Annotated in this window: 24 protein-coding genes; 13 read left to right on the top strand and 11 right to left on the bottom strand. The window is 68.3% G+C overall.

The features are described from left to right. Nucleotides 1-3: 3 nt before the first annotated feature. The 8 genes from KY661_RS30425 to KY661_RS30390 form a co-directional block, all read right to left on the bottom strand. Nucleotides 4-1,182, bottom strand: a complete 1,179-nt coding sequence (locus tag KY661_RS30425; RefSeq protein ID WP_225413532.1) for an outer membrane beta-barrel domain-containing protein — start codon at nt 1,180-1,182, stop codon at nt 4-6. Between the two features lie 5 nt (nt 1,183-1,187). After that, complete coding sequence (locus KY661_RS30420) at nt 1,188-2,006, bottom strand: outer membrane beta-barrel domain-containing protein (protein WP_225413531.1); 819 nt, start codon at nt 2,004-2,006, stop codon at nt 1,188-1,190. 277 nt (nt 2,007-2,283) lie between these two features. After that, a complete protein-coding gene (gene rplC / locus KY661_RS30415) occupies nt 2,284-2,955 on the bottom strand; it encodes a 50S ribosomal protein L3 (protein WP_075008568.1) in 672 nt (223 codons plus the stop codon). Between the two features lie 144 nt (nt 2,956-3,099). Continuing rightward, nucleotides 3,100-3,873 carry a hypothetical protein gene (locus KY661_RS30410; RefSeq protein WP_075008569.1) on the bottom strand — a complete coding sequence of 258 codons (774 nt, stop codon included), beginning with the start codon at nt 3,871-3,873 and terminating at the stop codon, nt 3,100-3,102. Between the two features lie 61 nt (nt 3,874-3,934). Continuing rightward, nucleotides 3,935-4,318, bottom strand: coding sequence for a hypothetical protein (locus tag KY661_RS30405; protein ID WP_225413530.1), 384 nt, complete (start codon nt 4,316-4,318; stop codon nt 3,935-3,937). 129 nt (nt 4,319-4,447) lie between these two features. Beyond that, on the bottom strand, nt 4,448-5,503 hold the full coding sequence (locus KY661_RS30400; RefSeq protein WP_225413529.1) for a HupE/UreJ family protein: 1,056 nt from the start codon (nt 5,501-5,503) through the stop codon (nt 4,448-4,450). A 39-nt stretch (nt 5,504-5,542) separates the two neighbouring features. Next, nucleotides 5,543-6,100, bottom strand: coding sequence for a hypothetical protein (locus KY661_RS30395; protein WP_075008572.1), 558 nt, complete (start codon nt 6,098-6,100; stop codon nt 5,543-5,545). After that, nucleotides 6,097-6,255 (bottom strand): lmo0937 family membrane protein, encoded by a 159-nt coding sequence (locus KY661_RS30390; RefSeq protein ID WP_143075969.1) that lies wholly within the window; start codon nt 6,253-6,255, stop codon nt 6,097-6,099. Before KY661_RS30390 ends, KY661_RS30395 begins: the two co-directional genes overlap by 4 nt. 306 nt (nt 6,256-6,561) lie before the next feature. Between KY661_RS30390 and KY661_RS30385 the strand changes: the two genes are divergently transcribed. The 11 genes from KY661_RS30385 (at nt 6,562) to KY661_RS37810 (ending at nt 19,763) form a co-directional block, all read left to right on the top strand. Further along, nucleotides 6,562-7,299 carry a lytic transglycosylase domain-containing protein gene (locus KY661_RS30385; RefSeq protein WP_225413528.1) on the top strand — a complete coding sequence of 246 codons (738 nt, stop codon included), beginning with the start codon at nt 6,562-6,564 and terminating at the stop codon, nt 7,297-7,299. 228 nt (nt 7,300-7,527) lie between these two features. Beyond that, on the top strand, nt 7,528-7,845 hold the full coding sequence (locus tag KY661_RS30380) for an STAS domain-containing protein (RefSeq protein ID WP_075008663.1): 318 nt from the start codon (nt 7,528-7,530) through the stop codon (nt 7,843-7,845). 93 nt (nt 7,846-7,938) lie between these two features. Then, nucleotides 7,939-8,919: an AAA family ATPase gene (locus KY661_RS30375; RefSeq protein WP_225413527.1), complete on the top strand. Its 981-nt coding sequence runs from the start codon at nt 7,939-7,941 to the stop codon at nt 8,917-8,919. Continuing rightward, nucleotides 8,916-9,890, top strand: a complete 975-nt coding sequence (locus KY661_RS30370) for a DUF58 domain-containing protein (RefSeq protein ID WP_225413526.1) — start codon at nt 8,916-8,918, stop codon at nt 9,888-9,890. The genes KY661_RS30375 and KY661_RS30370 overlap by 4 nt, the downstream gene beginning before the upstream one ends. Further along, entirely contained in the window at nt 9,887-11,878 is a 1,992-nt protein-coding gene (locus tag KY661_RS30365; RefSeq protein WP_225413525.1) for a transglutaminase TgpA family protein, read from the top strand. The genes KY661_RS30370 and KY661_RS30365 overlap by 4 nt, the downstream gene beginning before the upstream one ends. A 355-nt stretch (nt 11,879-12,233) precedes the next feature. Then, nucleotides 12,234-13,124 (top strand): RNA polymerase factor sigma-32, encoded by an 891-nt coding sequence (locus KY661_RS30360; RefSeq protein ID WP_075008577.1) that lies wholly within the window; start codon nt 12,234-12,236, stop codon nt 13,122-13,124. A gap of 138 nt (nt 13,125-13,262) precedes the next feature. Next, the gene (locus tag KY661_RS30355; protein WP_225413524.1) at nt 13,263-15,716 is read left to right on the top strand and encodes an OPT family oligopeptide transporter; all 2,454 of its coding nucleotides are present in this window, start codon (nt 13,263-13,265) and stop codon (nt 15,714-15,716) included. A 161-nt stretch (nt 15,717-15,877) separates the two neighbouring features. Next, nucleotides 15,878-17,644: a HEAT repeat domain-containing protein gene (locus KY661_RS30350; protein ID WP_225413523.1), complete on the top strand. Its 1,767-nt coding sequence runs from the start codon at nt 15,878-15,880 to the stop codon at nt 17,642-17,644. 4 nt (nt 17,645-17,648) lie between these two features. Then, nucleotides 17,649-18,968 carry an HD-GYP domain-containing protein gene (locus KY661_RS30345; RefSeq protein WP_225413522.1) on the top strand — a complete coding sequence of 440 codons (1,320 nt, stop codon included), beginning with the start codon at nt 17,649-17,651 and terminating at the stop codon, nt 18,966-18,968. A gap of 89 nt (nt 18,969-19,057) precedes the next feature. Next, nucleotides 19,058-19,444: a hypothetical protein gene (locus KY661_RS30340; RefSeq protein ID WP_225413521.1), complete on the top strand. Its 387-nt coding sequence runs from the start codon at nt 19,058-19,060 to the stop codon at nt 19,442-19,444. Nucleotides 19,445-19,472: 28 nt separating this feature from the next. Then, nucleotides 19,473-19,763 carry an RICIN domain-containing protein gene (locus tag KY661_RS37810; RefSeq protein WP_225413520.1) on the top strand — a complete coding sequence of 97 codons (291 nt, stop codon included), beginning with the start codon at nt 19,473-19,475 and terminating at the stop codon, nt 19,761-19,763. On the opposite strand, the gene KY661_RS30330 is transcribed toward KY661_RS37810, so the two are convergent. After that, nucleotides 19,741-19,959 (bottom strand): hypothetical protein, encoded by a 219-nt coding sequence (locus tag KY661_RS30330; RefSeq protein ID WP_225413519.1) that lies wholly within the window; start codon nt 19,957-19,959, stop codon nt 19,741-19,743. The two genes, KY661_RS37810 and KY661_RS30330, sit on opposite strands and share 23 nt — an antisense overlap. A gap of 219 nt (nt 19,960-20,178) precedes the next feature. After that, nucleotides 20,179-20,616 carry a DUF2383 domain-containing protein gene (locus KY661_RS30325; RefSeq protein ID WP_225413518.1) on the bottom strand — a complete coding sequence of 146 codons (438 nt, stop codon included), beginning with the start codon at nt 20,614-20,616 and terminating at the stop codon, nt 20,179-20,181. Nucleotides 20,617-21,112: 496 nt separating this feature from the next. Here KY661_RS30325 and KY661_RS30320 point away from each other — a divergent pair, with 496 nt between their 5' ends. Next, nucleotides 21,113-23,317 (top strand): RCC1 domain-containing protein, encoded by a 2,205-nt coding sequence (locus KY661_RS30320; protein ID WP_225413517.1) that lies wholly within the window; start codon nt 21,113-21,115, stop codon nt 23,315-23,317. A gap of 204 nt (nt 23,318-23,521) precedes the next feature. On the opposite strand, the gene KY661_RS30315 is transcribed toward KY661_RS30320, so the two are convergent. Continuing rightward, nucleotides 23,522-24,571, bottom strand: coding sequence for an isopenicillin N synthase family dioxygenase (locus tag KY661_RS30315; RefSeq protein WP_225413516.1), 1,050 nt, complete (start codon nt 24,569-24,571; stop codon nt 23,522-23,524). 191 nt (nt 24,572-24,762) lie between these two features. Here KY661_RS30315 and KY661_RS30310 point away from each other — a divergent pair, with 191 nt between their 5' ends. Further along, nucleotides 24,763-25,815 (top strand): alpha/beta hydrolase, encoded by a 1,053-nt coding sequence (locus tag KY661_RS30310; protein WP_225413515.1) that lies wholly within the window; start codon nt 24,763-24,765, stop codon nt 25,813-25,815. Nucleotide 25,816 lies beyond the last annotated feature (1 nt).

Here is a 25,816-nt window from a genome sequence, read left to right as displayed (position 1 = left end):
CCATCAGAAGAGCACCGAGAAACCGGCGTAGAAGCTCACGTTGTTGAGGACATCCGACGAGGGCTCCTCGACCAGATCCCTGCCGAGGATGATGTCCTCGCGGTAGTTCTTCCGCGTCTTCGGGTCCACGCCGTCGAACTTCTGGTACTTGCAGCCACCGCTGAGCGGCAGCCCCTCGAAGGGCGCGTTGGCCACCCGGGCGGCCTCCATCTGCTCGAAGTCGGCCAGGTTGCACCCATCCACGCGGTCCACGCGCGCGGTGTAGATGAGGTCCTTCACCTCCAGCCGCACGGCGTACGAGTCCCCCAGCTGCAGGCGGAAGCCGCCGCCCACCGAGCCCAGGAACTTGTTGCCCGCGGAGCCGAAGCGCGCCGGCACGGTGAAGCTCTCTCCCCCCACCTGGTTGGACACCTCGGGCCGGATCAGGTGCCGGGTGCCACCCACGCCCGCGCCGCCGTTGAGCACCACGCTGAACTGGGCGAGCATGTTGTCGTAGAAGGCGAACTTGCCGTAGAGCGGCGTCACCTCCACGCCCACCTGCGTGCCCCACTGCAGGAGCAGCGACGAGGCGGCCTGGGCCTGCTCGCGCACCTTGTCGATGAGTTCCAGGTTGAAGTCGCTCTCGTCGGTGTACCAGTTGTACTGGCCCGCCACCTGGAGCGCGAAGTTCTCCTGCAGGTGGTACGTGTAGTGGAGCGCGCTGCCCAGGTGGTTGGTGAACTTGCCGTTCACCTGCACCGCCACCGGGTAGAGCGCGAACTCGTGCTGGCCCTCGTCCGCGAAGCGCTTCTTCTGGACGATGTGGACGGCCACGTTCGGGTTGTAGAGCGGCGCGCCGTGCACCAGCCGCTGCTGCTCGGCCGTGGTGGTGCGCAGCTCCGACTCATCCACCGTCACCGTGGGCGCATCCGCGGGCATCTCCCCCGCCGGGGCCGGAGCCGGGGCCGCCGCCTCGGGCTCGGCCTGGCCGGTGGACAGCGGCCGCGCCTCGGGCGCGGGGGCCTGATCGGGCACGCTGGAGCCCATCTCATGCCGGGGCGCCGCGGGAGAAGGAGGAGGAGCCTCGGAGTCCTGGACCTGCATCGCCAGGGAGGAGCGCACGAGCACGGCGCCAGCGGGGGCCAGGGTCTGCGCCTGGGCAGCCGCCGACACGAGGAGCGCGAAGGACAGGATCGTTCGCATAAGCCTTAGAAGAGGAAGGTGTAACCAATGTCGAACTGGACCAGGTGGGTGAGGCCGGGGCTGGTGGCCGGCACGCCCGTCTCGCGGCCCGCCTCCCACTCGTCCCGCGACAGCTCCACGCGGTAGTCGTCCTGGAAGACCCAGTCGCGGATCTCGAGCTTCACGCCATGCCGCTCGAAGGCGAAGAAGCGAAGTCCCACCGCCGCGCTCACCACCGGCGCCGCGCGGGTCTCCGTCACCCAGAAGCGCTCCTTCGCCGTGGAGCGGTCCAGCGGATCCGTCCGGTCATCACAGATGCCCAGGCCCCGGTCCACCACCTGGCCGCACTGGATCAGCGACTCGCGCTTGAGCGAGGCCAGCCCGCCGCCGGCCCACAGGTACGCCTGGAAGTGCACGGGCACGTCCGCCAGCAGCGACAGCTTCCCGTACACGGGCGCCCAGCGCACGCCCACCACGCCGTGGAGGTTCATCCGCCACAGGTCCTCCAGCTCGTCGGTGACCTTCTTGTCCTCGCGGTTCAAGAAGCTCTCGGAGATGGAGCGCGCCAGGCCCGTGTGGCGGCTGAACGCGTACCCGCCCCGGGCCTCCAGCGCCAGCGTGTCAAAGAGGTTGTAGGCCAGCCCCACGTTGAACGTGTAGTGGGCCGTCAAATAGGTGAGGAACGAGACGCCCACGCTGGGGGACAGCTCAAAGTTGCCCGCGGGGCGATAGAGCCGGTTGCGGACAACGGCCTCCTCCAACAGCTCTTCCTGTCCGGCGGCGCTCATGGCCGTCAGGGCCAGGGTGAGCGCGGCGAGGACCGGAAGCGAACGAACGGTCGACATAAATTCCCGGCGCGGCCCAGGGGTGGACCGCGGTGTGCGATAAGGATCTGCGCCCCCTCGGAGGGCAAGCGTCCCAGCGACGCCTGCCTCCGTTGGCGCATCCATCTGCCCACGGGAGGTCCTCCGGGCAAGCGGTATGGCACCCGGGACCGTGCATTTTTTTCACACCGCCCGCTGGCCAACGTTTCCGCCGCCCATGCCTGGACATGGCAACGCCCCGTCCGGAACCCGCGAGGGGGCTCCAGTCCGGGGCGTTGGGGCTACAAGAGACTCCGGTTTAGCCGCGGGCGGCCTTGTGCTGGGCGCGCAGCGCGGCCTTCACGCTCGGCCGCACGTAGACGATGGCGTCGTTGTGGCCGGGGATGGCGCCCTTGATGAGCAGCAGCCCCTTCTCGGTGTCCACGTCCACGACGGTCAGGTTCTGGGTCGTCACCTGATCCACGCCGTAGTGGCCCGGCATCTTCTTGTTGGGGTAGGTGCGGCCCGGCGTCTTACGCTGACCGATGGCGCCCGGGTGACGCTGGTACTCGTGCGTACCGTGGGTCTTCGTCTGCGAGCCCTTGAAGCTCCAGCGGCGCATGACGCCCGAGAAACCGCGGCCCTTCGTGGTGCCCGTCACGTCCACCAGCTGCCCCTTGGTGAACAGGTCCGCCTTCACGGCGTCGCCCACGTTGAACTGCGCCGCGTCCTCGGGGGTGACCCGGAACTCCTTCAGGTGACGGCGCAGGCCCGCGTTGTTCTTCTTGAAGAAGCCCCGCTGGGCCTGGTTGAGGACCTTCTCCCGGATCTCTCCGAAGCCCAGCGTCACCGCCGAGTACTGGTCCTTCTCAGGCGTCCGCTTGCCCACCACCTGGCAGGTGCTGACGTCAACGACCGTCACCGGAACGAGGTTTCCCTCGTCGTTGAACACCTGGGTCATGCCGATCTTCTTGCCAATCAGACCCTTCACGTCATCCTCACAGCCAGCGCGTCTCCGCGCAGAAAACTCAATGAAATCAAACGCTTGTCCCGTTTTTACGACGACGGGCAGCAGGAAGCGGCGCAATTTAGCAGACGCGCCTCCTACGTCAAGCACCGAGGGAGCATCCCGCCCTCACTCGGCGCGATCCAGCCTCGGGTAGAACGGCGCGAGCTGCGCGTGCGCCAGGCGCTGTCCATACACCTCTTCGCCCAGGAGGAACAGCGCTTGATCCAGGTAATCCTCCGCGGCCTGGGCCTCCTGCTCCTTCTGGCCGATCACCTGGTCGTGCGCTTCCATGGCCTGCTCGTAGGCCTCCTTGCGCTCCTCCGCCTCGTCCATCATCTCCAGCAGGCGCTTGTGGGCCAGGATGCCCGGCGCGCCCGGCTGGCCAGGGACCGGCGTCAGGGCGTGGTTGAGATCATACTCCAGGGCCTCCACCTCGCGGACGAGCCGCATCTGGGTGAGCCGGTTCTTCTTCAGGTTCTGACGCGCCGTGTCGATCTGCTGCGGATCCTGGCGCGTCATCTCCATGTCGGCGATCTTCGCCTCGAGCTTCTTCAGGGCCTTGGCCGCGTAGCGCATCTCGGCGCGCTTGCCGGACAGCGCCTTGCGCATGTCCTTGACCTTGCCCTCGATGGCATCCACCGCGCGCTTCCACTTCTTCACCACGGCCTGATGCTCGGCCTTCTCCGCCTCCTGCTGGGCAAGGAAGTCCTGGTAGGCCGCCTCCTCGTCGTTCATCTGCTGCTCGCATGCGGCGAGCGCCTCCCGGCGCGCCATCAGCGCCTCCTCGGCGCGGTAGACGCGATCCATGGAGCGCGGGCAGTTGGGCTTGCCCGCGAGCAGATCTCGCGCGAGATCCCCGAGTTGGAAGATGAGATCGTTGTAGCTCTCCGCCTTCGCCATGGGCGCGTTTTACGCCCAAGGCGTGGGGGATGTCAGCCCGGGAAACGGCCCGGGCCCTGGGCTACGGCTCGGCGGGGGCCGCGACGGCATCCAGGGACAGGAACGTCCCCTCCGCCAGCGCCAGCAGTTCCCGGGAGCGGTCCTGCTCTTCGGTGCGGTTGAGCTCGCACACCCACGCGGAGGACAGATCCGCGTGCTGGCGGGCCATCTCCGCGGTGGACTCGTAGCGGGTGGCCGCCGTGCGGGCGAAGACACCTTCGCGGCGCAGCTCCAGCGCCAGGTCGTCCCCCACTTCGAAGTCCTCGGAGGGCACCGGCAGCGGCCCCCGGCCCAGCGCCGCGAGCCGGGCCAGCAGGCGCGAGGCGTGTGCCCTGCAGAACGCCGCCAGCACCATCAGGCGGGCCCTGGCCCGTGGCTCGGGCACGCGCTCCGCCAAAGCCGTCATTCGACGTGCCGAGATGACTTCTGCTTCCCAGGCTGCGGCCAGTGCCGCGGCCAAGCGAGAGTGTCTCGCCCCCATCAGCGACCCCTTTCCCCACCGTCGGCGGCAAATTAGGAACAGCTTCCTAAGTATTCAACCGACCCGCTTGATCAACCAGTTTATGCCCATCAACAAAACCGCACTGGAGAGCACCCTCATCGTCCAGCGATGAACGGCTGGCCGGCGTTGGCTCAGCCGCAAGAGCGGTACAAGCGGCAAAACAATAAGTGCTTGGCCCAGCTCCACCCCCAGGTTGAAGCCCAGGAACCCCCGCACCACGGCCTCGCCCAGGCCATAGCCTTTCAGCACGCTGGCAAAGCCTAATCCGTGCACCAGTCCAAAGCCAAACGTAAGCGCGGGCCGGTGGCGCGGCGTGCGCACCAGGAAGTTTTCGCCCGCGACGTAAATGAGGGACAGGGCGATGGCCACCTCGGCCCAGCGCTCCCCCTGCTCGCCCAGGGGAAGGAGGCCCAGCGCCACCGCCCCCAGCGTGAGCGAGTGGGCCACGGAGAAGGACGTCACCAGGACGAGGAGGCGCCGGAGCGTGCCGCCCCCGAGCAGCAGCGCCACCAGGAAGGCGAGGTGATCCGCCCCGGACAGGATGTGCTTCACCCCCAAGCCCACCCAACCGCTCAGTCCCGGCGCCGTGTCCCCCTCCCCGGGCAGCCTCACGTGAGGCTGACGGGCATCCACGAAACGGGACTCCGCCGGTCCTTCACCGGGACGGCTCAGCACCACCTGGTAAGCCGCGGGCAAGGCGGAGAGCAGCCCGAAGGTCTGCCACAGTGGGCCTGGCGGACAGTGAAAGGTGGCGGTCAGCACCACGCGCCCTTCGTGCAGCTGGGCCTGGTGCGCGGTGCGGGCACAGCGCCCCTCGGGCGTGCCAATCGGAGCCGCATCCCAGACACGGAGGGCAATCGCCGGATGCCTCGCCGTCAGGTCTTCCTGCGAGCGCGGGCCCTCCGGAGCAGCTCCATTGGAAAGCAACAAGCCCAGCGTTTCGGCCGTCATCGTCAGCCGTGCCTGGACGTCCGGGGCCCCCGGCCGGGTGCGCCCCGCCTGCGCGGCGATGAGCTCCGCCTCGTGCGCGAGCGCCCCGCCCGTGGCCAGCAACAGGGCAAGGGACGCCGCGAGTCGTTCGGTCCGCATGGGCTGCCGGACAGACTGCCCCCGGCGCCCGGCCTGCGTCTACTCCTGGATGAACTCGAGCTGGATGTGGTGGCGGCCGCCCGGCTCGCCGTGGCGCGTTCCGCAGCGCGGACAGTGGAAGGGACCGTCCCAGTCCCACTGCGCCTTCACGTCCTCGCCACAGCACACCATGGGAATGACGCGCAGATCCTCCGGATCCTGGCTTGGCCCCTCCGGCAGCGCATCCGGCGCCACCGCGACGAAGGTGGGCCGCGGGTTCTGGGAGAGCGTGCGCGACACGTGCGAGAGCTGCTCGTAGCGCACGTGGTTGGCCCACCCCCGCGCGAGCGCTTCCAGGTAATCCGAGTGATCCCGGGCCAGCCACTCGTCCCCATCCGCGTGGTGGCCGCAGTACAGACAGTGCCAGGAAGGCACCGGCTCGAAGCCCTCGTCCACGTTCTCGAAGGGGAAGATCGACGCCAACCGGCGCTGGAGCACCCGGGCATCGAAGGGGCTCGGCATCGTCTTGAAGGTGCGCTGACAGTGCGGACACTGCCGCCGCACGAAGCCCGAGGGATCCTTCGGCAGCCCCACCTCCATGCGTTGCTCCGCGATCATCCGACCAGCCTCCGCCGCCCTTGCCGGGCCACCGCGAGGATGAGGGCCGTCACCGCGAAGACGAGCAACAGGTGGACCCAAAGACCTTCCGTGGAGCCGGTCACCATCCCCATGCCCCACAACACAAACAGGATGATGCTCATCGTCCAGAACACGCCCGCCCCCTCCTGGCATCGCCAATCCGAAAATCGAAGGCGAACCTAGGAAGTGCCCCTCGCGGTGGCAACCCCTGCCCTCCGGGGTGCTGATCAGAGGTTCACATCACCCTTGCTGGGCAAACTTCTTCCACGGACGGGCATTTTTTCTGGCCCACGTTGCCTCACCGCCCCACGGGACGGTGCGCGTTTTCAAGAGATCTTAATGATAGCGCGGCCAGCGGCCGGCTTGGCACGGCGGGTGCTTAGGTGCTCGGCAGGATTTGCCGAGGCGCGACAGTTCGATGCGCCGTGAGGAGTGGGGCGATGCAACGGTGGACGGTGGCGGTGGCGGCGGCGTCGATGCTGGCAGGGCTGGCGGTCCCAGGCTTTCCTTCGAAATTGCCGGACAGCGCGGTGGGTGAGACTCCGGAGATCGCGGAGCTGCGCGTGCAGCTCGCGGAACGGGAGCGCGCGCTCCGGGAGGCCGAGGCCCGGTTGAAGGAGTACCAGGACGAGGCGTTCTACGCGGAAGCCGCGCGGCTGGGGGTGACCGAGGCGGTGAAGGCCTCTGGCCTGCCCCTGCGGCAGCAGCGGCGGGTGGCGGTGGCCATCGTGCGCGAGGCGGAGCGCAACCGCGTCGACCCGATGCTCGTCGTCGCGTTGATCCGCTGCGAGAGTTCATTCAACAACTATGCGGTATCCGGCGTGGGGGCCATGGGGCTGATGCAGGTGATGCCGGGCACCGGCACGCACCTGGCGGACAAGGCCGGGTTCCGGCTGGGGCGCTCCACCAACCTCTTCGATGCCGAGACGAACATCGAGCTGGGCACCGCCTACCTGGCGGACCTCATCCGGCGCTTCGGCAGCGTGGAGCAGGCGCTGGTGGCCTACAACGCGGGGCCGGGCCTGGCCCGCCGCATCCTCGCCAAGCACGAGGTACGTAAGAAGTTCATGGCCGGCTACCCCGCCAAGGTCGTGGGCGAATTCCGTAAGCTCAAGGCCAAGCAGGAGCGCGAGCTGACCCTGCGTGCTCAACAGCAGACGGAAGGCAGCAAGAGCTGACGGCTGTGTGACACCCATTCCGCCTGCTAGTGGACAGTCAGGCACTTTTCTCCTGGGGGGGACTGAAAACTCTTCTGAATTGCGCACATTGTTCCCGCCGTACGGTGAATGCCTCCGGATTTTCGGGGGTTTCCGGGCCTAGAAGAAGTTTTGGAAAATGATTCAGGCACCGTGCCCGTTCTGGATTCGAGAATCAGCAGGTTCATCAGAATCAAGGGAGAGCGCATCATGGCGGGACTGCAGATCCACCAGGAAGAGTTGTCGGGGCGCGTCACCCTCCGTCTTGAGGGGACTTTGGACTGGCGTACGGCGGTGCAGCTGCGCCACTCGCTCGAGGAACTGGGCACCCAGGAAGTGGTGCTGGACTTCACGCACCTGCGTGAATTCAAGGACACCGCGGTGGGCGTGCTCACCGGGGAGCTGACCTCGCGCAAGGTGCAGATGCGCGGCCTGGCCGGGCACCACGAGCGGATGTTCCGGTATTTCGGGGTCAGCACCGGCAGCACGCCGCGGGCCTACTACACGCCCGAGGAAGTGCTGGCCTAGCCTCGCTGCCTGGGCAGGGAAGCAAGCATCAGGCCCGGTTGCTTGGACGGAAATCCCAGCGAGCGGGCGGCTCGGGGTAAGCTGCATGACGGGATGAACCCTCCTGTCCGCGCCCTCGCCGCCGCCCTTACTGCCGATACCGCACGCCAGGTCATGGAGCGCCTCTCTGCCCATCTGTCCCGGGCGGTGCAGGGCAAGGAGACCCAGGCCCGCCTCACCGTCACCAGCGTCATCGCCGGGGGCCATGTGCTCCTGGAGGATGTCCCGGGTGTGGGAAAGACGACACTCGCCGAGGCGCTCGCGCGCGCCTGTGGGCTGAGCTTCTCCCGCATCCAGTTCACCGCGGACCTGATGCCCACCGACATCCTGGGCTCCCAGGTGTTTCACGCGGCAAGCGCCACCTTCACCTTCCGGCAGGGCCCCATCTTCCGGCAGCTCGTCCTGGCCGATGAGCTCAACCGGGCCCCTCCCCGCACCCAGTCCGCGTTGCTGGAGGGCATGGCCCATGGCCAGGTGTCCATGGATGGCTCCACCTGGCCGCTGCCCGCCCCTTTCACCGTGGTGGCCACCCAGAACCCGGTGGACCTCAACGGCACCTATCCCCTGCCGGACTCCCAACTGGACCGCTTCCTCATGCGGCTGTCGCTGGGCCACCCCGCCCCGGAGGTGGAGGCCCGGCTGCTCACCACCCAGGGGCGTCCCCTGGCCCTGGACACGCTGGAGGCCGTCACCGGCCCCGAGGAGCTGATCAGCCTGCGCGCGTTCGCCGCCGGGTTGCGGATGGATGACGCGGTGGCCGAGTACATCGTCCGGCTGGCGCGGGCCACCCGGGAGCATGGCGACATCGAGCGGGGCGCCTCCACGCGCGCGGTGCTGGCGGTGGGCGGCGCGGCGCGCGCCCATGCCCTGTGGGACGGGCGGGACTTCGTCACCCCGGGAGACGTGCGGGCGGTGCTGGTGCCGTGTCTGGCGCACCGGCTGATGCTGCGCAGCAACATGCAGGGGCCCACCGCCCGCGAGGAGGCCTCCCACCTGCTCGAGGAGCTCGCCCGGAAGGTGGTGGCGCCCCGGTGACGTTCCGCCCGCTGGCTGGCTGGGCGCGGCTCCGGGCCCGGTTCCGTCCCCCCTTCACCCTGAAGGTGACGCGTGTCGGGCGCACCTACCTGGTGGTGACGTTCGGCGTGGGCCTGGGCGCGCTCAACACGGGCAACAACCTCCTGTACCTGCTCCTGGGCCTGCTCCTGGCCATGGTGGTGGTGTCCGGCGTGCTGTCCGAGCGGTGCCTGCGGCACCTGGACATCCGCCGGCTGGGCTCCGAGTCGGCCTTCGCGGGCGAGCCCTTCGCCTACCGGTGGGCGCTCTCCCGGCGCCAGGGGGCCGCGTTCGCCCTGACCCTGTCCGAGGAGGCCACGCCCCTCACGGGCGAGGGGCGCGTGGGCTACCTGCCCGCGGGCGCCGAGTACACCGTGCGCGCCGACCTCCAAGCCCCGGAGCGGGGCCCCCTGCGGTTGAGCGGCGTGCGCGTCACCACCACCTGGCCCCTGGGGCTCTTCGCCAAGACGCGCGTGTTCGCCCAGGAGGGCCTGCTCCTTGTCTACCCGCGCCGGGGCTATGCGTGCACCCTGCCCGGAGAGGCCCGGGTGGGCGCGTTCGGAGACGCCAGCAGCCCTCGCCGCCACGATGGCGCGGGCGATGTGGCGGGCCTGCGCGAGCTCGCCCCGGGCGAGGATGCCCGGCGCGTGCACTGGCTCAAGAGCGCCGGGGCCGGCAAGCTCCTCAAGGTGGAGCGCGAGCGCGAGGAGCGCCGGACCTTCGTCCTCAAGGTGGCGCCCGGCCTCGAGGGCGACGCGCTGGAGCGGCGCTGTGAGGAGGTGGCGGCCCTGTCCCACCAGCTCCTCGAGGCGGGCCACGAGGTGGGCCTGGAGACGGGGACTGGCCGCCTTCCGCCCGCGGCCGGCGGGTACCAGGAGCGCCGCATCCTCCGCGCCCTGGCGTGGCTCGGCTTCGAGGCGCTGGACCCGGAGCACTCCGAGGAGGCGGCATGAGCGGCTCCCGGCTGCGGCTGCTCCTCCGGGACCTGGGCGCCGGGGCGGCCTTCGCCTCCATGGCCGTGTCCGGGCAGCTGCCCGGGTGGACGCTGGTGCTCTTTGGCCTCGCGCTGGGCAGCGCGCTCCTGGGCTGGCGCCTCTTCGCCCACCGCGCGAAGGCCACCGCGGCGCTGCTGCTGGGGCTGGGCAGCGTGCTCGCCGCCTCGGTGTACGCGGGCCACGTGGACCTGGTGGTGGCCGCGTGCGCGTTTGCCGGGCTCATCGCCGGCCACCGGATGCTGTCCACGCCGGAGCCCCGCACGGATGGACAGGTGCAGCTCGCGGGCCTGTTGATGGTGGCTGGCGGCGCGGCCCTGTCCGGTGAGCTGGGCTTCGCCTTCTGCCTGGTGGCCTTCGGCACGCTGGCCAGCCTCTCCATGGGGCTGGGGGTGGTGGAGGGCGCCGTGCCCGCGGGCGAGCCGGTCCCCGTGCGCGCGGTGGTGCGCCCCCTGAGCATCGGCATCCTCTTCGCGGTATGTGGCGCGGCGGCCTTCTTCCTGCTCTTCCCCCGGCTGAACTGGAACATGGCCGCGCGGCGCACCTCGCCGGGGCTCGGGGCCACCACGGGCCTGGCGGACACCGTGCGCCTGGGCGGCGAAGGCACCCTCAAGAGCAACCCCCGGGTGGTGCTGCGGGCCCACCTCACCCCAGACCCGCTCCGGGAGCGGCTCGATGCCTACTGGCTGGCCCGCACCTACGACACCTTCGACGGCCAGGAGTGGACGAGCATCGGCAAGCCCAAGCCGCCCCGCCCCCGGGTGACGCTGCGGCACGGGGGCGAGCACTCCATCCACCAGCGCATCGAACTGCTGCCCGCGTACGGGGGCAGCACGCTGGTGGCACTGGAGACGCCCACGCGCCTGGGCAATGCCCTGGTCCACGCGGCCCTCGGCAGCCAGCGCACCGCCTTGATGGAGATGGGCGGCGGCGAGGTGCGCTTCCAGGTGCCCGGCGTCGCCTACAGCTACGAGGCCACCAGCCTTCCCCCGGAGACGGACGCCACCACGCCCATGAGCGCCACCGAGCGGGCCCAGCTCCTGGCGCTGCCCGAGGACCTGGACCCGCGCGTGGCGGCGCTGGCCCAGGAGGTGCTCCAGGGAGAGCGGGACCCGGAGGCCGCGGCGCGAAAGCTGGCCGCCTTCCTGCAGCGCGAGTACGCCTACACGCTGGAGCTGTCCGGCGACGTGGATGAGCCCCTGCTGGACTTCCTCTTCGTCCGCAAGGCGGGCCACTGCGAGCACTTCGCCACCGCGCTCACCCTGCTGCTGCGCACCCAGGGCATCTCCGCGCGGCTGGCCTCGGGCTTCTTCGGGGGCGAGCGCGTGGACGGCGGCTATGTGGTCCGCGCCGGCGATGCCCACGCCTGGACCCATGTGCTGGTACCCGGCCGGGGCTTCGTCACCGTGGACGCCACGCCGCCCGCGAACCGCTCCAGCCAGAGCCTGGCGGTGCTGGAGCTCCTCACGAGCTTCTATGAGGCCCTGGAGACGCGCTGGCGCTCCACCGTCATCGACTACTCCCTGAGGGACCAGATGACGATGGCGCAGAACCTCGTCCGCCCGCCGCGCGGCCCCCGCCGGGAAACCCTGCGGCTGCCCCCGGCGCGCATCTGGGGCCTGGCCCTCGCCGCGGGGCTGGCCACCTACGCGGTGTGGCAGTGGCTGGCCCGGCGGACCTCCGCCCCCCGGCCGCACCAGGCCACGCACCTGGCCGACGCCGTGGAGCGGCTGCTGCGCGAGGCCGGGGTGCGCATGCGCGAGGGCGAGGCCTTGGAGGAACTCACCGCGCGGCTGACGCGGGAGCGCTCCACGCTGGCGGCCCCGCTGGCGCCCCTCACGCGGCGCTACCTCGAGGCCCGCTTTGGCCAGCGCCCCCTGCGGCCCGGGGAGACCGAGCAGCTCCTGAGCCCCTTGCGCCAGGTGCTGAGCACACGCCGGGCATCCTGAGCCCTGCCCGGTCCCCCGCCTTCGGGCCAGCCGTGCCCCGTGGTTGCTGGGAGACTTTCGCTCCGGCCGGTTAGTGCTGAGACATGCAATCCATTCACCCGGAGGCGCGGTGCTCCACACGGCGAAATCCCTTCAGGCGCAGGGCCGTGTGCCTTCCGGGAGGCGTCTGTAATCCTTTCACGCTTCCGCCCCTACGCCCGGGATCGTGACGCTGCAACCCACTGGTTTTACTGAGGTTTTGACATGCCCGTGACTGGCACCGGGGTTGCTCTAGGCATCGGGCATGCGGTTGTCAGTCGAAACAACCCACTCAACTTCAACGGGCCTTTCGAGGCCTCGTTGGGAGAAATCCACCATGCAGATCTCCAACGACCCGTCGTCCAACTCTGGCTCCTTGACGATGTACCTCTCGGAGATCAACCACTACGGGTTGCTGTCCGTCGAGGAGGAGCAGGCGCTGGCCCGGAAGTTCATCCAGGGCGACCTCGCGGCGGGCCACCGGTTGGTCACCTCCAACCTTCGCTTCGTGGTGAAGGTTTCCTACGAGTACCGCTCTTACGGCATCAAGATGAGCGACCTCATCCAGGAGGGGAATATCGGCCTGATGAAGGCGGTGCAGAAGTTCGATCCGGACAAGGGCATCCGCCTCATCTCGTACGCAGTGTGGTGGATCCGCGCGTACATCCAGAACTACATCCTCAAGAGCTGGTCGCTGGTGAAGCTCGGCACCACCCAGGCGCAGCGGAAGCTGTTCTTCAGCCTGGCGCGCACCCGCCGCGAGCTGGAGAAGTTCGGCGCCGGGGACGGGGCGGTGGTCAACGTCGATGAGATCGCCACCAAGCTCAACGTGAAGGCCTCGGAAGTGCGCGAGATGGAGCAGCGCATGGGCGGCCGCGACTTGTCCCTGGATGCGCCCATGGGCGAGGACGGCGGCAACAGCCACGTGGACTTCGTGGCGAGCGCCACCGCGCCGCAGGACGACGAGTTCGCCGACAAGGAGGAGGCGGGCATCATCACCAACCGCGTGCAGACGGCCCTCATGCGGCTGGACCCGCGCGAGCGCTTCATCATCGAGCAGCGCGTCATGAACGAGCGGCCCATGACGCTCAAGGAGCTGGGCGAGCACTTCGGCTTCTCGCGCGAGCGCGCGCGCCAGCTGGAGATCCGCGCCAAGGACAAGCTCAAGGCAGAGCTGGCGGCGCTGATGGCCGAGGTGGACCCGGACGCCGCGGCGGCCCTCCAGTAAGCGCGCCCCCGGAAGGGCTTTTCCCAGCGCCCCTGCCCTCACCGGCGGGGGCGTTGCCGTTTCAGGAACAGGGGAAGATTCGCGGCCCCGGGGGGGGCCTGCTACAAGGGGCTCCTTCAGTAGTCCTTGGAGGCAGCCTTGTCCCACCCGCCGATCGCCGAGGATCGCGTCCCCCTCGCGCAGGCCCACGCGCCCCTGGCCCATACCCCCTTCGTCCCCGCCACCGAGTCGCCCCCGGAGCTGACGTTCCGCGGACTGCTGCTCGGCTCGGTGCTGGGCATCGTGTTCGCGGCCTCCTCCGTGTACCTGGCCATCAAGGTGGGCCTCACGGTGTCCGCCTCCATCCCGGTGGCGGTGCTCTCCATCGCCATCTTCCGGGCCCTGGGGCGCTCCAGCATCCTGGAGAACACCATCGTCCAGACCACGGGCTCGGCCGGTGAGTCCCTGGCCTTCGGCGTGGCGGCGGCGCTGCCCGCGCTGCTCCTGCTGGGCTATGACATTGATTTGACGCATGCCCTGATGACGACGGCGCTGGGCGGCGTGCTGGGCGTGTTGATGATGATTCCGCTGCGCCAGGGCCTCATCGTCCAGGAGCACGGCAAGCTCACCTACCCCGAGGGCACCGCCAGCGCGGACGTGCTCATCGTGGGCCAGCAAGGCGGCACCAACGCGCGCACCGTCATCACCGGCTTCCTCCTGGGCGGCATCTACAAGTTCGCATACTCCGGGATGAAGCTCTTCCGGGAGGCGGTGGGCACGAAGCTGACGGCGCTCAAGGGCGCCAGCGTCTCCATGGAGGTGAGCCCGGAGCTGCTCGGCGTGGGCTACATCATCGGCCCGCGCGTGGCCTCCATCACCTTCGCGGGCGGCGTGCTCTCCTACCTCATCCTCATCCCGCTCATCTCGTTCTTCGGCTCGGGGCTCGCGGAGAAGGTGCTGCCCACGGACACCCGGCTCATCCGGGACATGTCCCCGGATCAGATCCGCAACGCCTACGTGCTCTACATCGGCGCGGGCGCGGTGGCCACCGGCGGCCTCATCAGCCTCATCCGCTCGCTGCCCACCATCGTGGGCGCCTTCCGCCGCAGCCTCGACACCTTGCGGGCCTCGCGCAATCAGGGCGCCATGCCCCAGTTGCTGCGCACCGAGCAGGACCTGCCCGTCACCCTGGTCATCGGCGGCAGCCTGCTGCTCATCGTGGCCATCTGGCTGGCCCCGCCGCTGCACGTGAACTTCCTCTCCGCGCTGCTCATCGTCATCTTCGGCTTCTTCTTCGTCACGGTGAGCGCCCGCATCACCGGGGAGATCGGCTCCTCCTCCAACCCCATCTCGGGCATGGTGGTGGCCACCCTGCTCATCACCTGCCTGGTGTACCTGATGCTGGGGTGGACGGACTCCTCGGACCGCTTCATGGCGCTGACCACCGCGGCCATCGTGGGCATCGCCGCCTCCAACGGCGGCACGACGGCGCAGGACCTGAAGACCGCCTACCTCGTGGGCGGCACCCCGCGCCGGCAGCAGATGGCGCTCTTCGTGGGCGTGCTCACCAGCGCGCTCTTCATCGGCCTGGTGCTGGTGCTGCTCAACGAGGGCGGCACCAGCCTCATCCCCGAGCGGCACCCGGGCGTCGCCCTCACCGAGACGACCCAGAAGACGCGCACGCAGCACACCTGGTCCTGGGCCGGAGCCCAACAGGCCCTGGCCGCCCAGGGTGTCGAGGAGGCCGCCCTGCGGCGCGAGCTGTGGAAGCAGGGCTTCGAGCTGTCCACCCAGGACGGGGCCACGGAGCTGCGCACGTGGCGCGCGGCGGACACCGCCCAGGCCTCCGGGGCGCTGCTCGCCCTCAAGCCGGGCCTGTCGGTGAAGGTCTCCGAGCTGGGCACGCTCACCCCGGGGCCGGACCGCACCTACACGGAGGGGTTCGTGCGCGGGGCGGACACCCCGGTGCCCGCGGGCAAGTACCTCGTCGACTCGGGCGGCACCATCCAGTACCTGGTGGACCCGGCCATCGGCGGCCGCGTGAGCGAGTACGAGGGCGTGCCCCTCACCCGCTACGCCGCGCCCAAGGCGCAGCTCTTCGCGCTCATCATCGACGGCATCCTCACGCAGAAGCTGCCGTGGGACCTGGTGCTCTTGGGCGTCTTCATCGCGCTGATGCTGGAGCTGTGCGGCGTGTCCGCCCTGCCCTTCGCGGTGGGCGTGTACCTGCCCATCTCCAGCAGCGCCCCCATCTTCGTGGGCGGCATGGTGCGCCGCATGGTGGACCGGATGCGCGGCGGCTCCGAGGCGGACTTCTCCCCGGGCACCCTGCTCTCCTCGGGCCTCATCGCCGGTGGCTCCATCGCCGGCGTGCTGATCGCCTTCCTGGAGATCGTCACCGACGGGGCCGCCACGCGCGCCCTCAACCTCCCGGCGCTGTTCGGCACGGAAGGGGCCCTGGGCTCGCTGCTCAACGCCATCGGCGAGAGCGAGCACGCCGACCCGCTCTGGTCCAACCTCTGGGGTCTGGCCCTCTTCGGCAGCGTGGCCCTGTTCCTGCTACGCACCGCGCTGCGCAACCCGGACGCCACCGAGGCCACGCCCAAGAAGTAACCCAGGGCCTGCCTGCCCTCCTCCTGCCCCTCCGGGCAGGAGGACCCTCTGGGTAGGCACCCACCTACATGGCAGGTGGAAGGGTCCGGGCGTAAGGGACCTTTCCACCCCCTTTGAACGGGTAGAATGGGGTTCCCCTCGCCCGCGCCCCCTTGAAGACCATGGCCCAGCCCCAGACAGCCAGCCCCTCGAGCCCGGAGCCATCCGCGGATCCTGCCGCCCGCGAGAAGGTCGAACTGGCGCAGGGCTTCACCTTCCATCTGCTCAAGGGCATCAAGCAGATCGGCATGTACCGCCACAACGAGGCCAAGTTCCCGGAGTTCCTCGGCAAGGCCCAGGAAGCCCTGGCGGTGTACACGGACAAGCATGGCCCGCTGTCGCTCAAGGTGGAGCAGCAGAACCTGCTGCTGCTGGGCGAGCCGCTGTTCGCCGAGGACACGCCGCTGCCCTACAAGTTCTACCGGGACGGCATCCGCCAGATCATCTTCCGGCCGGGGCTGACGGTGGAGGAGCTGGTCACCTTCACGCTCATTGCCCTGTCGGAGCCGGAGCGAGGCGCGGACGACGTGCTCGCGCAGCTGTGGCGCGCGAACCTGGAGCACGTGGAGTACGTGGTGGTGGAGGGCTTCAACGTGGATGGCGCCTCGGAAGAGGAGGTCCAGGTCGAGGTCGACAAGGTGGTGAACTACCTCTACTCCCGGCTGAAGACGCACTCGGACGACTACCTGCGCTTCGCGCGCGTCTCCACGGAGGACCTGGACGCGAAGATGGAGGGCGTGGAGCAGGTGCGCGGCGTGGTGGTGGGCGGCACGTACGCCTCCGACACGCTCAAGGCCCAGCTCCAGAAGGAGATTGAGCAGGAGGAGAACGAGCGGCTGTTCCCCAAGCTCGTGAGCGCCGTGTTCCAGGTGGTGGAAGGCGGCGTGGATGACGCCACGCTCCTGGAGGAGATCTTCGTCCAGCTCCTGGACGCGATGCTCATCCAGGATGACTTCGCCACCATCAACCAGATGGTGCTCAAGCTGCGCGCGCTGGAGCAGCGCGAGGGCGCGGACGCGAGCAACATCGGCCGGCTGCGCGCCTACTTCGTCCAGAAGATGGGCGAGGAGCAGCGGCTCACCCGCCTGGGCGAGACGCTCAAGCTGAGCCGGCCGAAGAACGCCGCGGACATCACCCGTTACCTCCAGATGCTGGATGAGCACAGCGTCATCACCCTGCTGACGGTGCTGGAGACCATCGAGGTGCCGGAGAACCGGCAGCTCCTGTGCGACGTGCTGGCGCCGTTCGCCAAGGACAAGCCGGACCCGTTCGTGGTCCGGCTCGCCTCGGACCGGCCGCAGACGGTGCGCGACATGGTCTACGTGCTGGACAGGAGCCAGCACCCGGAGCGGCTGAAGATGTTCGGGCAGGTGCTCAAGGGCCGCAACCTGCTGGTGAAGCTGGAAGTCATGAGCACCATCGCGCGCACGCGCTCGGCGGAGGCCCGGCGGATGATCGCCGAGATGCTCAATGATCCCATCTCCCAGGTGCGCATCCAGGCCGCGCGGCTGCTGCCGGAGTTCGACCCGGAGAAGGCCTTCGCGGACCTGATTCGCGTGGTGCGCCTGCCGGACTTCGAGAAGCGGACGGCGGAGGAGCGCGCGGCGCTCTACGGGGCCATCGGCGCCACGGGGCTGCCCTCGGCGCTGGCGGTGATGACGCAGCTGCTCGCCCAGCGGCCCTCGCTGCTCAACCGCGGCAAGGTGCTGAACGACAAGCTGCTGGCGGTGCAGGGCCTGGCGAGCGCGGGCACCATCCAGTCCTACAAAATCCTTCAGGGGGTGGTGGAAGACAAGGGGCAGCCGGTGGAGGTGCTCACCGCGGCGCGCAAGGCGATGTACCAGACGAAGAAGGCGTTGTTCGGGGACTCGAGCCCCGAGGAGGCGTGACGGCATGGCCGAGAACCTGAAAATCACCCAAGGCCAGTCGGAGAACCTGGGGGAGTTTGGCCGCGAGCACTCGGAGAAGCTCCAGGCCATGGCGCGCGGGCTGGTGAGCGGGCTCTACATGCTGGTGCGGTCCGCGAAGATGTACGACCCGGACAACGCCGTCTTCCAGAAGCCGCTGCTGCAATTGCAGGATCTCATCAACCAGATCCTCTCCAAGGAGGGGCGGCTGGAGCTGGTGGGGGTGAAGGACTCGTTCTACCTGAACAACATGCTGGTGAAGGTGGACCTGAACTCCATCGACAACCAGCGCTACCTGCTGACGGAGCTGCGGGCGAAGGACGTGGGCGGCTTCTCGTTGACCAAGTCCATCACGGTGCCGGAGCTGAAGAACTTCGTCTGGATCTTCAGCAAGGAGCAGACGGCGCAGGTGGAGGAGGACGGGCTCGCGCAGCGCAAGCTGCTGAACATGAAGGTGGCCCGGTTCTCCAAGCTCCGCGAGAAGCTGAGCAAGGAAGACGACTCGCTGGAGAACCCGAACGACCAGAAGGTGGACCGCAAGAAGTACGCGATGACCATCTACGCGCGCGCGGTGTTCTTCCTCCAGAAGTACATGGAGTCGGTGCGCGAGGGAAAGCCGCTGAACTCGGCCAAGGCGCTGCGGCTGGTGCAAGACTTCGTGGACATCTCCTATGACCAGAAGACGCACTTCCTGGGGATGACGACGACGAAGCGCGAGGAGGACTACCTCGTCTACCACCAGGTGAACGTCTGCCTCATCAGCATCGTGTTCGGGGCGGAGCTGGGGCTGACGAAGCCGCAGCTGCGGGATTTGGGATACATCGCGCTGTTCCACGACGCGGGGATGATCACCATCCCGGAGGAGCTGGCGACCAAGAAGGGGGCGCTGACGCCGGAGGAGAAGGCGCTGTTCCAGAAGGCGCCGCTCATCTCGGTGCGCAACATCCTGATGGAGAAGGGCTTCTCGCGCTCCACGCTGCTGCGGGTGGTAACGACGTTCGAGCACAAGACGGACTTCGGCACGGCGGTGCGGGACTCGAACGGCAACATCCAGATGGTCATCCCCAAGATGAACCTGGGGGTGTACGCGAAGATCATCTCCATCTGCGCCGCGTACGACGCGCTGACGAGCAAGCGCCCCTACCGGGACGCCTACGGCCCGGACGTGGCGCTGATGCTGATGTGGACGGAGCTGCGCAGCAAGTTCGACCCGGAGCTGCTCCAGGTTTTCATGCGTGTGATGGCCATCCAGCCGGTGAAGGTGCTCTCCAAGCGCCAGCAGAACGTGTCGTTGTCCGGGGTGTAAGGCTTCACCTGGGACCATTGTGGCCGTCACCGGAGTTGTCTTCATCGTCGCAGTCATGGCTGGTGCATTGGTCTTGATCCCGCTCTAACATGACACACATTCCAAACTTTGACCTGGAAGACAGCCTTGCCACCCTGGAGTCCGTCAGCCAAGCGCATGGACAAGATTCGAAAGAAAGAGGAGCAATCCAACTTGCTGCCATTGCATTGCTCTACGTCCGGCATATCAGAAGGCTAGACGAGTTCAGAAAGTACTGTCGGGACTTTTTTGACCCCTCGTACAAAATCAAAGTCTCTCATGATTTCCCAACACAAAAAGAAGCTGACAACTGGCTCACCAGTGGAAGTGCCTCTGATGGCGAACGCGTGAGAATTGCCGGCCAAGGCTTCCATGTTGTCCAACTCCCAAAGGGGCTAAGGTTTATTTATGCCCCACTCCCCGAGGAGCTTGGCGTTCCGGAATCAGATTCCGATTAGCACGAATGCCTGGACGTGAACGGGGGGGGTGGACGCCAATGGCACCCGGATTCACCTCTGGGCGTGCATGGCGGGCAATGCCAACCAGCAGTGGGTGCTCCAGGGCAAGCGGTGGGTCTGGGCCCAGCACAACAAGTGCCTCCACGTCGATGGAAGCAAGGGCGTCGCGGGCACCGTGGTGCATCTGTGGACGTATGACTTGCAGCGAGGTGAGCCTGCCCCGGTTGGGTGGCTCTCCCTCGCTGGATGTACCTCAGCGACGGTGAGCAGACACCGGGGCAATCCCCACCACCAGATTACCCGCCGATGTTGCGGATGATGCTCATCGACATCTCGTGCATTGCCTTCATCATCTGGGTGATCATCTGCACGACCTCCTGCATCTTCTGCATCTCCAGCTGCGCCTGCAGCTGCGGGCGCATCTCGGCCGGCGCCCCGTTAATCCAATCGTTCTCCATCTTCGTGTTGCCACGAATTCCACCCGTCAGCTGGCTCGCAACGCCACCGATCGACATGGTCATCTCCTTGGAAATCGCTGTGTGATAGCCCTTCACGTTGCCAACAGTCTTCTGTTGCTCCAGCTTCTCCTCGCCCCCAGGCGAGGAGGGACCACAGCCTCAGGATTGCGAGGCTCCAGTTGAGACGTTGCAGGAGGAGGCCCAGGGCTTTCATCCGCTGGGCATCGAAGCCGGAATGGGCGCCTTGCGATGTCCGGCGCCGCGCAACCACTGCGCTCAGTGCAGGTTCGGGTTGTGCTTCAGACGGCTGATCCGGGCATGCGTATGCTTCTGGGCCGGCAACAACTGTTGGCGTGCGAAGGTGCGCGCGGCGCCGTGGAGCTTGTCCATGTCGCGGTTGTAGTCCGCCAAGCCGTGATCCTCGCCCTGCTCCAGCGCATCGATGGCGGCCTTCTCGCCCAGCAAGTCCGCGCCGCCTTGGACAGCCTTGGCAAAGGTGCCCCACAGCCCGGACCTGTCAGCGGGTTGGCCCCCCAGACTCTGGATGCGCTCCTTGATGGCGGCCACACGGGCCTCGTGGTCTTCCCTGCACGCGTCCAGTTCCGTACGAGCGAGGTCGCTCTTGATGTGCTTGCTTGCTTGCCGGTAGGTCTCCACGGCGGACAACTCACCCCGCAAAAAGGAGTTCAGCGCATCGATGTCGGTATTGGCCATGACATGGTTCCTTGAAGTCCGTGATGTGAAGCCGCTGGGAACAAAGGTGAGGCGCGCCCTCGATTCAGCAACGAAGACTTGTTTCCTCCCGTCCCCAGCAGACGAGCGGGTGTCCCAGGCCCCTCCCCCCCTTCAACTGACGCGCTTCTGCCGTAACGCCTTCCAGGCACCCGTGGACCACGGCGCCCAACCCATCAGCACGGGACTACGGGAAGCCCCAGGGCCGTCCCTGCCGGGCCTCGACGCCTTGCTCACCTGGCAGGACAGCAGGCATGGGAGGCCCATCCAGAGGAGCCGCCTCACCGCTCCGCGAGGCGGCAGACAATTTTTTCATGCCACCCACGCAAGACCACGGCGGCCCCCTCCCGCCCAGGCGGTTTCAGCATTCTCAGGGTGAGCGGGGAAGATTACGGCTCCGTCGCGTTGGAAGGGGGCGTGGTCCGGCTGGAGCCGGGGTGCGGCCCGTTCGGGGCAACACGAATTCTGGAGCTGGATGATGAGCCGAATCTTGGGAGTGTGGCTGAGTGTGTGGCTGGTGGTGGGCTGTGGGCAACCGGATGGAACGCCCCCAGCGCCCCCTCTCCCTGGGCCGGGAGAGAAGTTACCGGCCAAGACGCTGAGCGTGGCGGCGGGCACTGGGCACTCCCTGGCCCTCCGCGATGACGGCACGGTCTGGTCCATGGGACGCAACGCTCACGGCGAACTCGGAGACGGAACCACCGAGACCCGGGACAGGCCCGTGAAGGTGCCCGGCTTGAGCGGAATCGTGGCCATCGCCGCGAAGGGCTTCCACTCCCTGGCGTTGCACGCCGATGGCTCCGTCTGGGCCTGGGGCAACAACCGGGACGGCCAGCTGGGGGAGACGCCCCTCCTCCAGCAGTTGACGCCCGTGCGGCTGTCCGCGCTGACCGGGATCAAGGCCCTGGCCACGGGCGCCGGGCACTCGTTGGCCTTGCGTGAGGATGGCACCGTCTGGGCATGGGGCCTCAACAACTATGGTCAGCTCGGGGATGCAACGAGGCAATCGCGACGCACCTGGGCGCAGGTGCCAGGGTTGACGGAGGTGACCACTGTGGCCGCGGGGGGCGACTCCTCGCTGGCGCTGCGCGCCGATGGCTCCGTCTGGGCCTGGGGCGCCAACTACTCCGGTCAACTCGGGGATGGAACGGACCAGAGCCGCTCTGCTCCCGTGCAGGTGCCCGGGCTGACGGACGTCATCGCCCTAGACGCGTCCTTCGACCACACGCTGGCGCTGCGCGCCGATGGCTCCGTCTGGGCCTGGGGCTTGAACCGGTATGGCGAACTCGGTGATGGAACGGCCACGTACCGCCTCACGCCGGTGCAGGTGTCCGGGATGACAGACGTCGCCCGGGTGGCCGCAGGCGGGCGCCATTCGCTGGCGCAGCGGAAAGATGGCAGCCTGTGGGCCTGGGGCAGCAACGCGTACGGTCAGTTCGGAAATGGCACCACCCACGCGTCCACCGTGCCCACGCCCATCTCCGGGATGGAGCATGCGGCCGCTCTGACCGCGGGGACCCTCCACACCCTGGTGGTGGACCGCACGGGCGCCGTCTGGGCCTGGGGAGACAACAAAGAGGGCCAGCTCGGGAAGGAGCGAGCCCTCCAGCGCCCCCGCCCCGTGCAGGTGCAGGGGCTGACGGGCGCCGCCGCCCTGGCCCCGGGCGTGTACCACACGCTGGCGCTGGACCGCGACGGCGCCGTCTGGGGCTGGGGGAAGAACAATGCCGGGCAGATGGGAGAAGGGACGGCCGCCGAGGCGCAACCGGCGCCGGTGCGGCTGCCCCGCCCGGCGGGCATCAAGTCCTTGGCGGCGGAGGCTTACCACTCGCTGGCGGTGGACCACGAAGGCACCGTCTGGGCCTGGGGCAGCGGCCTCCAGGTGCCTTCTAACGAGGGGCAGGGTAAGACCACGCCCCACCCGGTGCCGGGTCTCACAGGCATGACCACGGTGGTCTCCGGCGGCGATCATGCCTTGGCCCTGCGCACCGATGGCACCGTCTGGGCCTGGGGCGGCAACGCGTACGGGGAGTTGGGGGATGGCACGGAGAGGGAGCGGACCGTGCCGGTTCAGGTCTCTGGACTGACGGACATCACCGCCCTGGACGCCAGCCAACACCGCTCGGTGGCGCTGCGCGCCGATGGCACCGTCTGGCAATGGGGCCGTGACATGTTCAGCCGGTCCCCGGAAGAGGGAGAACACCTGCGGGTGCCCATGCAGGTGCCGGGTCTGACAGGGGTCACCGCGCTGTCCACCAGCATGGTCCACACCCTGGCGCTGCGAAGCGATGGCACCGTCTGGGCCTGGGGTACCAACGTCGAGGGGGAGACCGGACCCGGGTCCGGCGCTCAGGTGTCGCCCGTCCAGGTGCCGGGCTTGACGAAGGCCGCCGCTGTGGCGGCGGGCACCTCCTTCTCGGCGGCGCTGCTCGCCGATGGCACCGTCTGGACCTGGGGCACCAACGAGCTCTTCCAACTGGGAGATGGGAGCCAGGAGGCGCGGCCCACGCCACGGCAGGTGCCGGGAGTGAAGAACGCCACCGCCTTGGCCGCGGGCTGGCATCACGTCCTGGTGCAACTCCAGGATGGGACCCTCTGGGGCTGGGGGAACAACGCGGATGGCCAGGTGGGCGATGGATCCGCACCCATCCATCCGTCGCCCTCCGTGGTCCCCCTGCCCTGAACCCGGTAGGCCTCCGGCTTTGTGTCCGTGCAGGGTGATGACGTTGTGTGGCTGGAACGCGAAGAGGGCCGTGGCGTAGCGCAGGCGGCGGAGCGCATTCGAGTCATCGAGAAATACAAGTGCCCAGGTGGCCCCGGCGCGTCAGCCCCAAGGCCTCGGTGGTGGAGACCGCTTCAGGGGCGTCCTCGGTTGCGCGCATGCTTCTCACAGGACCTCGGTCTTCAGGTCCGGGAAGACCTTGCCCACCTTGCCGAGGAGATAGTCCCCGTAGGTACCCTGGAAGGCATGCACGCTCTGCCGGTCCCAGCGCTCGGAGGCATCATCCGCCGCCGCACCCGCGAGGGCTGGGGATTCGATGGGCCGGACCGCCGCCGTCCACCCCGGGTCGAAGAAGAACGGCCAGGACAGGCGGTCACGGCCCGCCCGGTTCTGCACCCGGTGCGGCGTCGAGCGGTAGACGCCCCGGGTCATGCGGTCGAGCATGTCCCCGATGTTGCACACGAACGAGCCGGGCACGGGCGGCGCCTCCACCCAGCGCACTTGGCCCCCCTGGCGCGACTTGACCTGAAGCCCTCCCGCCTCGTCCTGCTTGAGGAGGGTCAGCATGCCGTAGTCCGTGTGCTCGCCCACCCCCCAGATGGGGTGTCCGTCCTCGGCGGTGTCGTCCCCAGGGGGGTAGTTGAAGATGCGGAAGAGGACCAGCGGGTCGGCCGTGTAGCGCGCGGCGAAGTAGTCCTCCGCCAGCTCCAGGCTGAGCGCGATGCCCGACATGAGGACATGACTGAGCTGGGTGAGCGCGGCCATGTACTCCAGGACGGCGTCGCGCAGGCCCGAGGGCTCGCGGGGAAACAGGTTGGCGCCATGAAGGGGCGTCCCGGCCCGGACGAGCGGGTGCCCGGGTCCGAGTTCGGAACCCAAATAGAGGCCTTCCTTGCGGTCCGGGCGGCCGGAGGTCAGCTCGCCCCCCACGGGGAAGTACCCGCGCCACGCACGGCCGCCGAGCGCCATGCGGATGGCCAGCTTGTCCTCCAGCGGGAGCGCGAAGAAGCGGCGGCTCAAGTCCTCCAGGTGAGACTGAAGCCCCGCGTCAACGCCATGGCCCACGACATAGAAGAAGCCGCTCTCCCGGCAGGCCGCGCCAATCTGGGTGGCGACGGCCTTCCGGGCCGCCGCACTCGAGGAAACATCGGTGAGCGCGCGGACATCGATGACGGGCAGACGGTCGAAGCCATCGGCTGCGGAGGCGGTGTTCATGGGGAGGGCTCCTCGCGGGACGTCCGCAGAACGCGGAGCACACCCTAGCACGATGTGAGCGGATGGCTGCCCGCCTGGCTCCGCAGGAGAACACCGCGCCATCACATTCAGTGAGAGGGTACTCCATCGCGGTGAGACAGGCGCGGCAGGGCAAGAGCGCCGTGTGCCTTCAGCCAGAAACGTGAGCCTTCATGCGAACCGAATCCCCTTCTCCTCCCCGCTGCACGGAGCGCGTCGTGCCCTTCGTGGCCGGAGATGGACGGCAGTTGAACCTCGTTCATGTCCGCGGAGAGCGAGCGCCGGACAAGGGTCCCGTGGTCCTCGTCCATGGGGCAGGCGTGCGCGCCAACATCTTCCGCGCGCCTGTCGAGCAGACCCTCGTGGATGCGCTCGTGACGGCTGGCCACGACGTGTGGCTGGAGAACTGGCGTGCGAGCATCGACCTCGAACCCAACGCATGGACGCTCGACCAGGCCGCCGTCCACGACCACCCCAAGGCCATTCAGACGATCGTCCGGGAAACCGGCTGGGATGAGGTGAAGGCCATCGTCCACTGCCAGGGCTCGACGAGCTTCATGCTGTCGGCGGTGGCGGGGCTCGTCCCGCAGGTGAAGGTCATCGTCAGCAACGCCGTCTCCCTGCATCCCCAGGTGCCGCGCTCGGCGGGCTGGAAGGCCCGCTACGCCCTCCCTGTGGTGGCACGGCTGACGGACCACCTGAACCCTCAATGGGGTCTGGAGGCAAAGGGTGCCGTCGCCAGGGCCATCACCCTGCTGGTGAAGGCCACCCATCGAGAGTGTGACAACACCGTGTGCAGGCTGGCGAGCTTCACGTACGGCACGGGGTTCCCGACGCTCTGGCGCCACGAGAACCTCAACCCCGAGACGCACGAGTGGCTGAAGCACGAGTTCGCCCAGGTACCGCTCACCTTCTTCCAGCAGATGGCCCAGTGCCTGCGCGCGGGGCAGCTGGTGCCGGTGGAGGGCTACCGGGAACTCCCCGAGGACGTGGCCGAGCGCCCGCCCGAGACGGACGCCCGCTTCGTCTTTCTCGCCGGAGCCCTGAACCGGTGCTTCCTGCCCGAGAGCCAGCGGCGCACCCATGCGCAGCTCTCGCGGCACCGGCCCGGCTACCACGCGCTGCACGTGATTCCCGGGTACGGGCACCTGGACATCTTCATGGGCCAGAACGCAGCCCAGGACGTCTTTCCTCTCATCCAAGCCGAGCTGGACAGGCCGGTGTAAC

It is taken from the genome of Allostigmatella hybrida (assembly GCF_020103775.1).
Lineage (GTDB): Bacteria > Myxococcota > Myxococcia > Myxococcales > Myxococcaceae > Hyalangium > Hyalangium aurantiaca.
The sequence above is the reverse complement of the archived record's forward strand: the minus strand, read 5'-3'. Positions and strand labels throughout refer to the sequence as shown.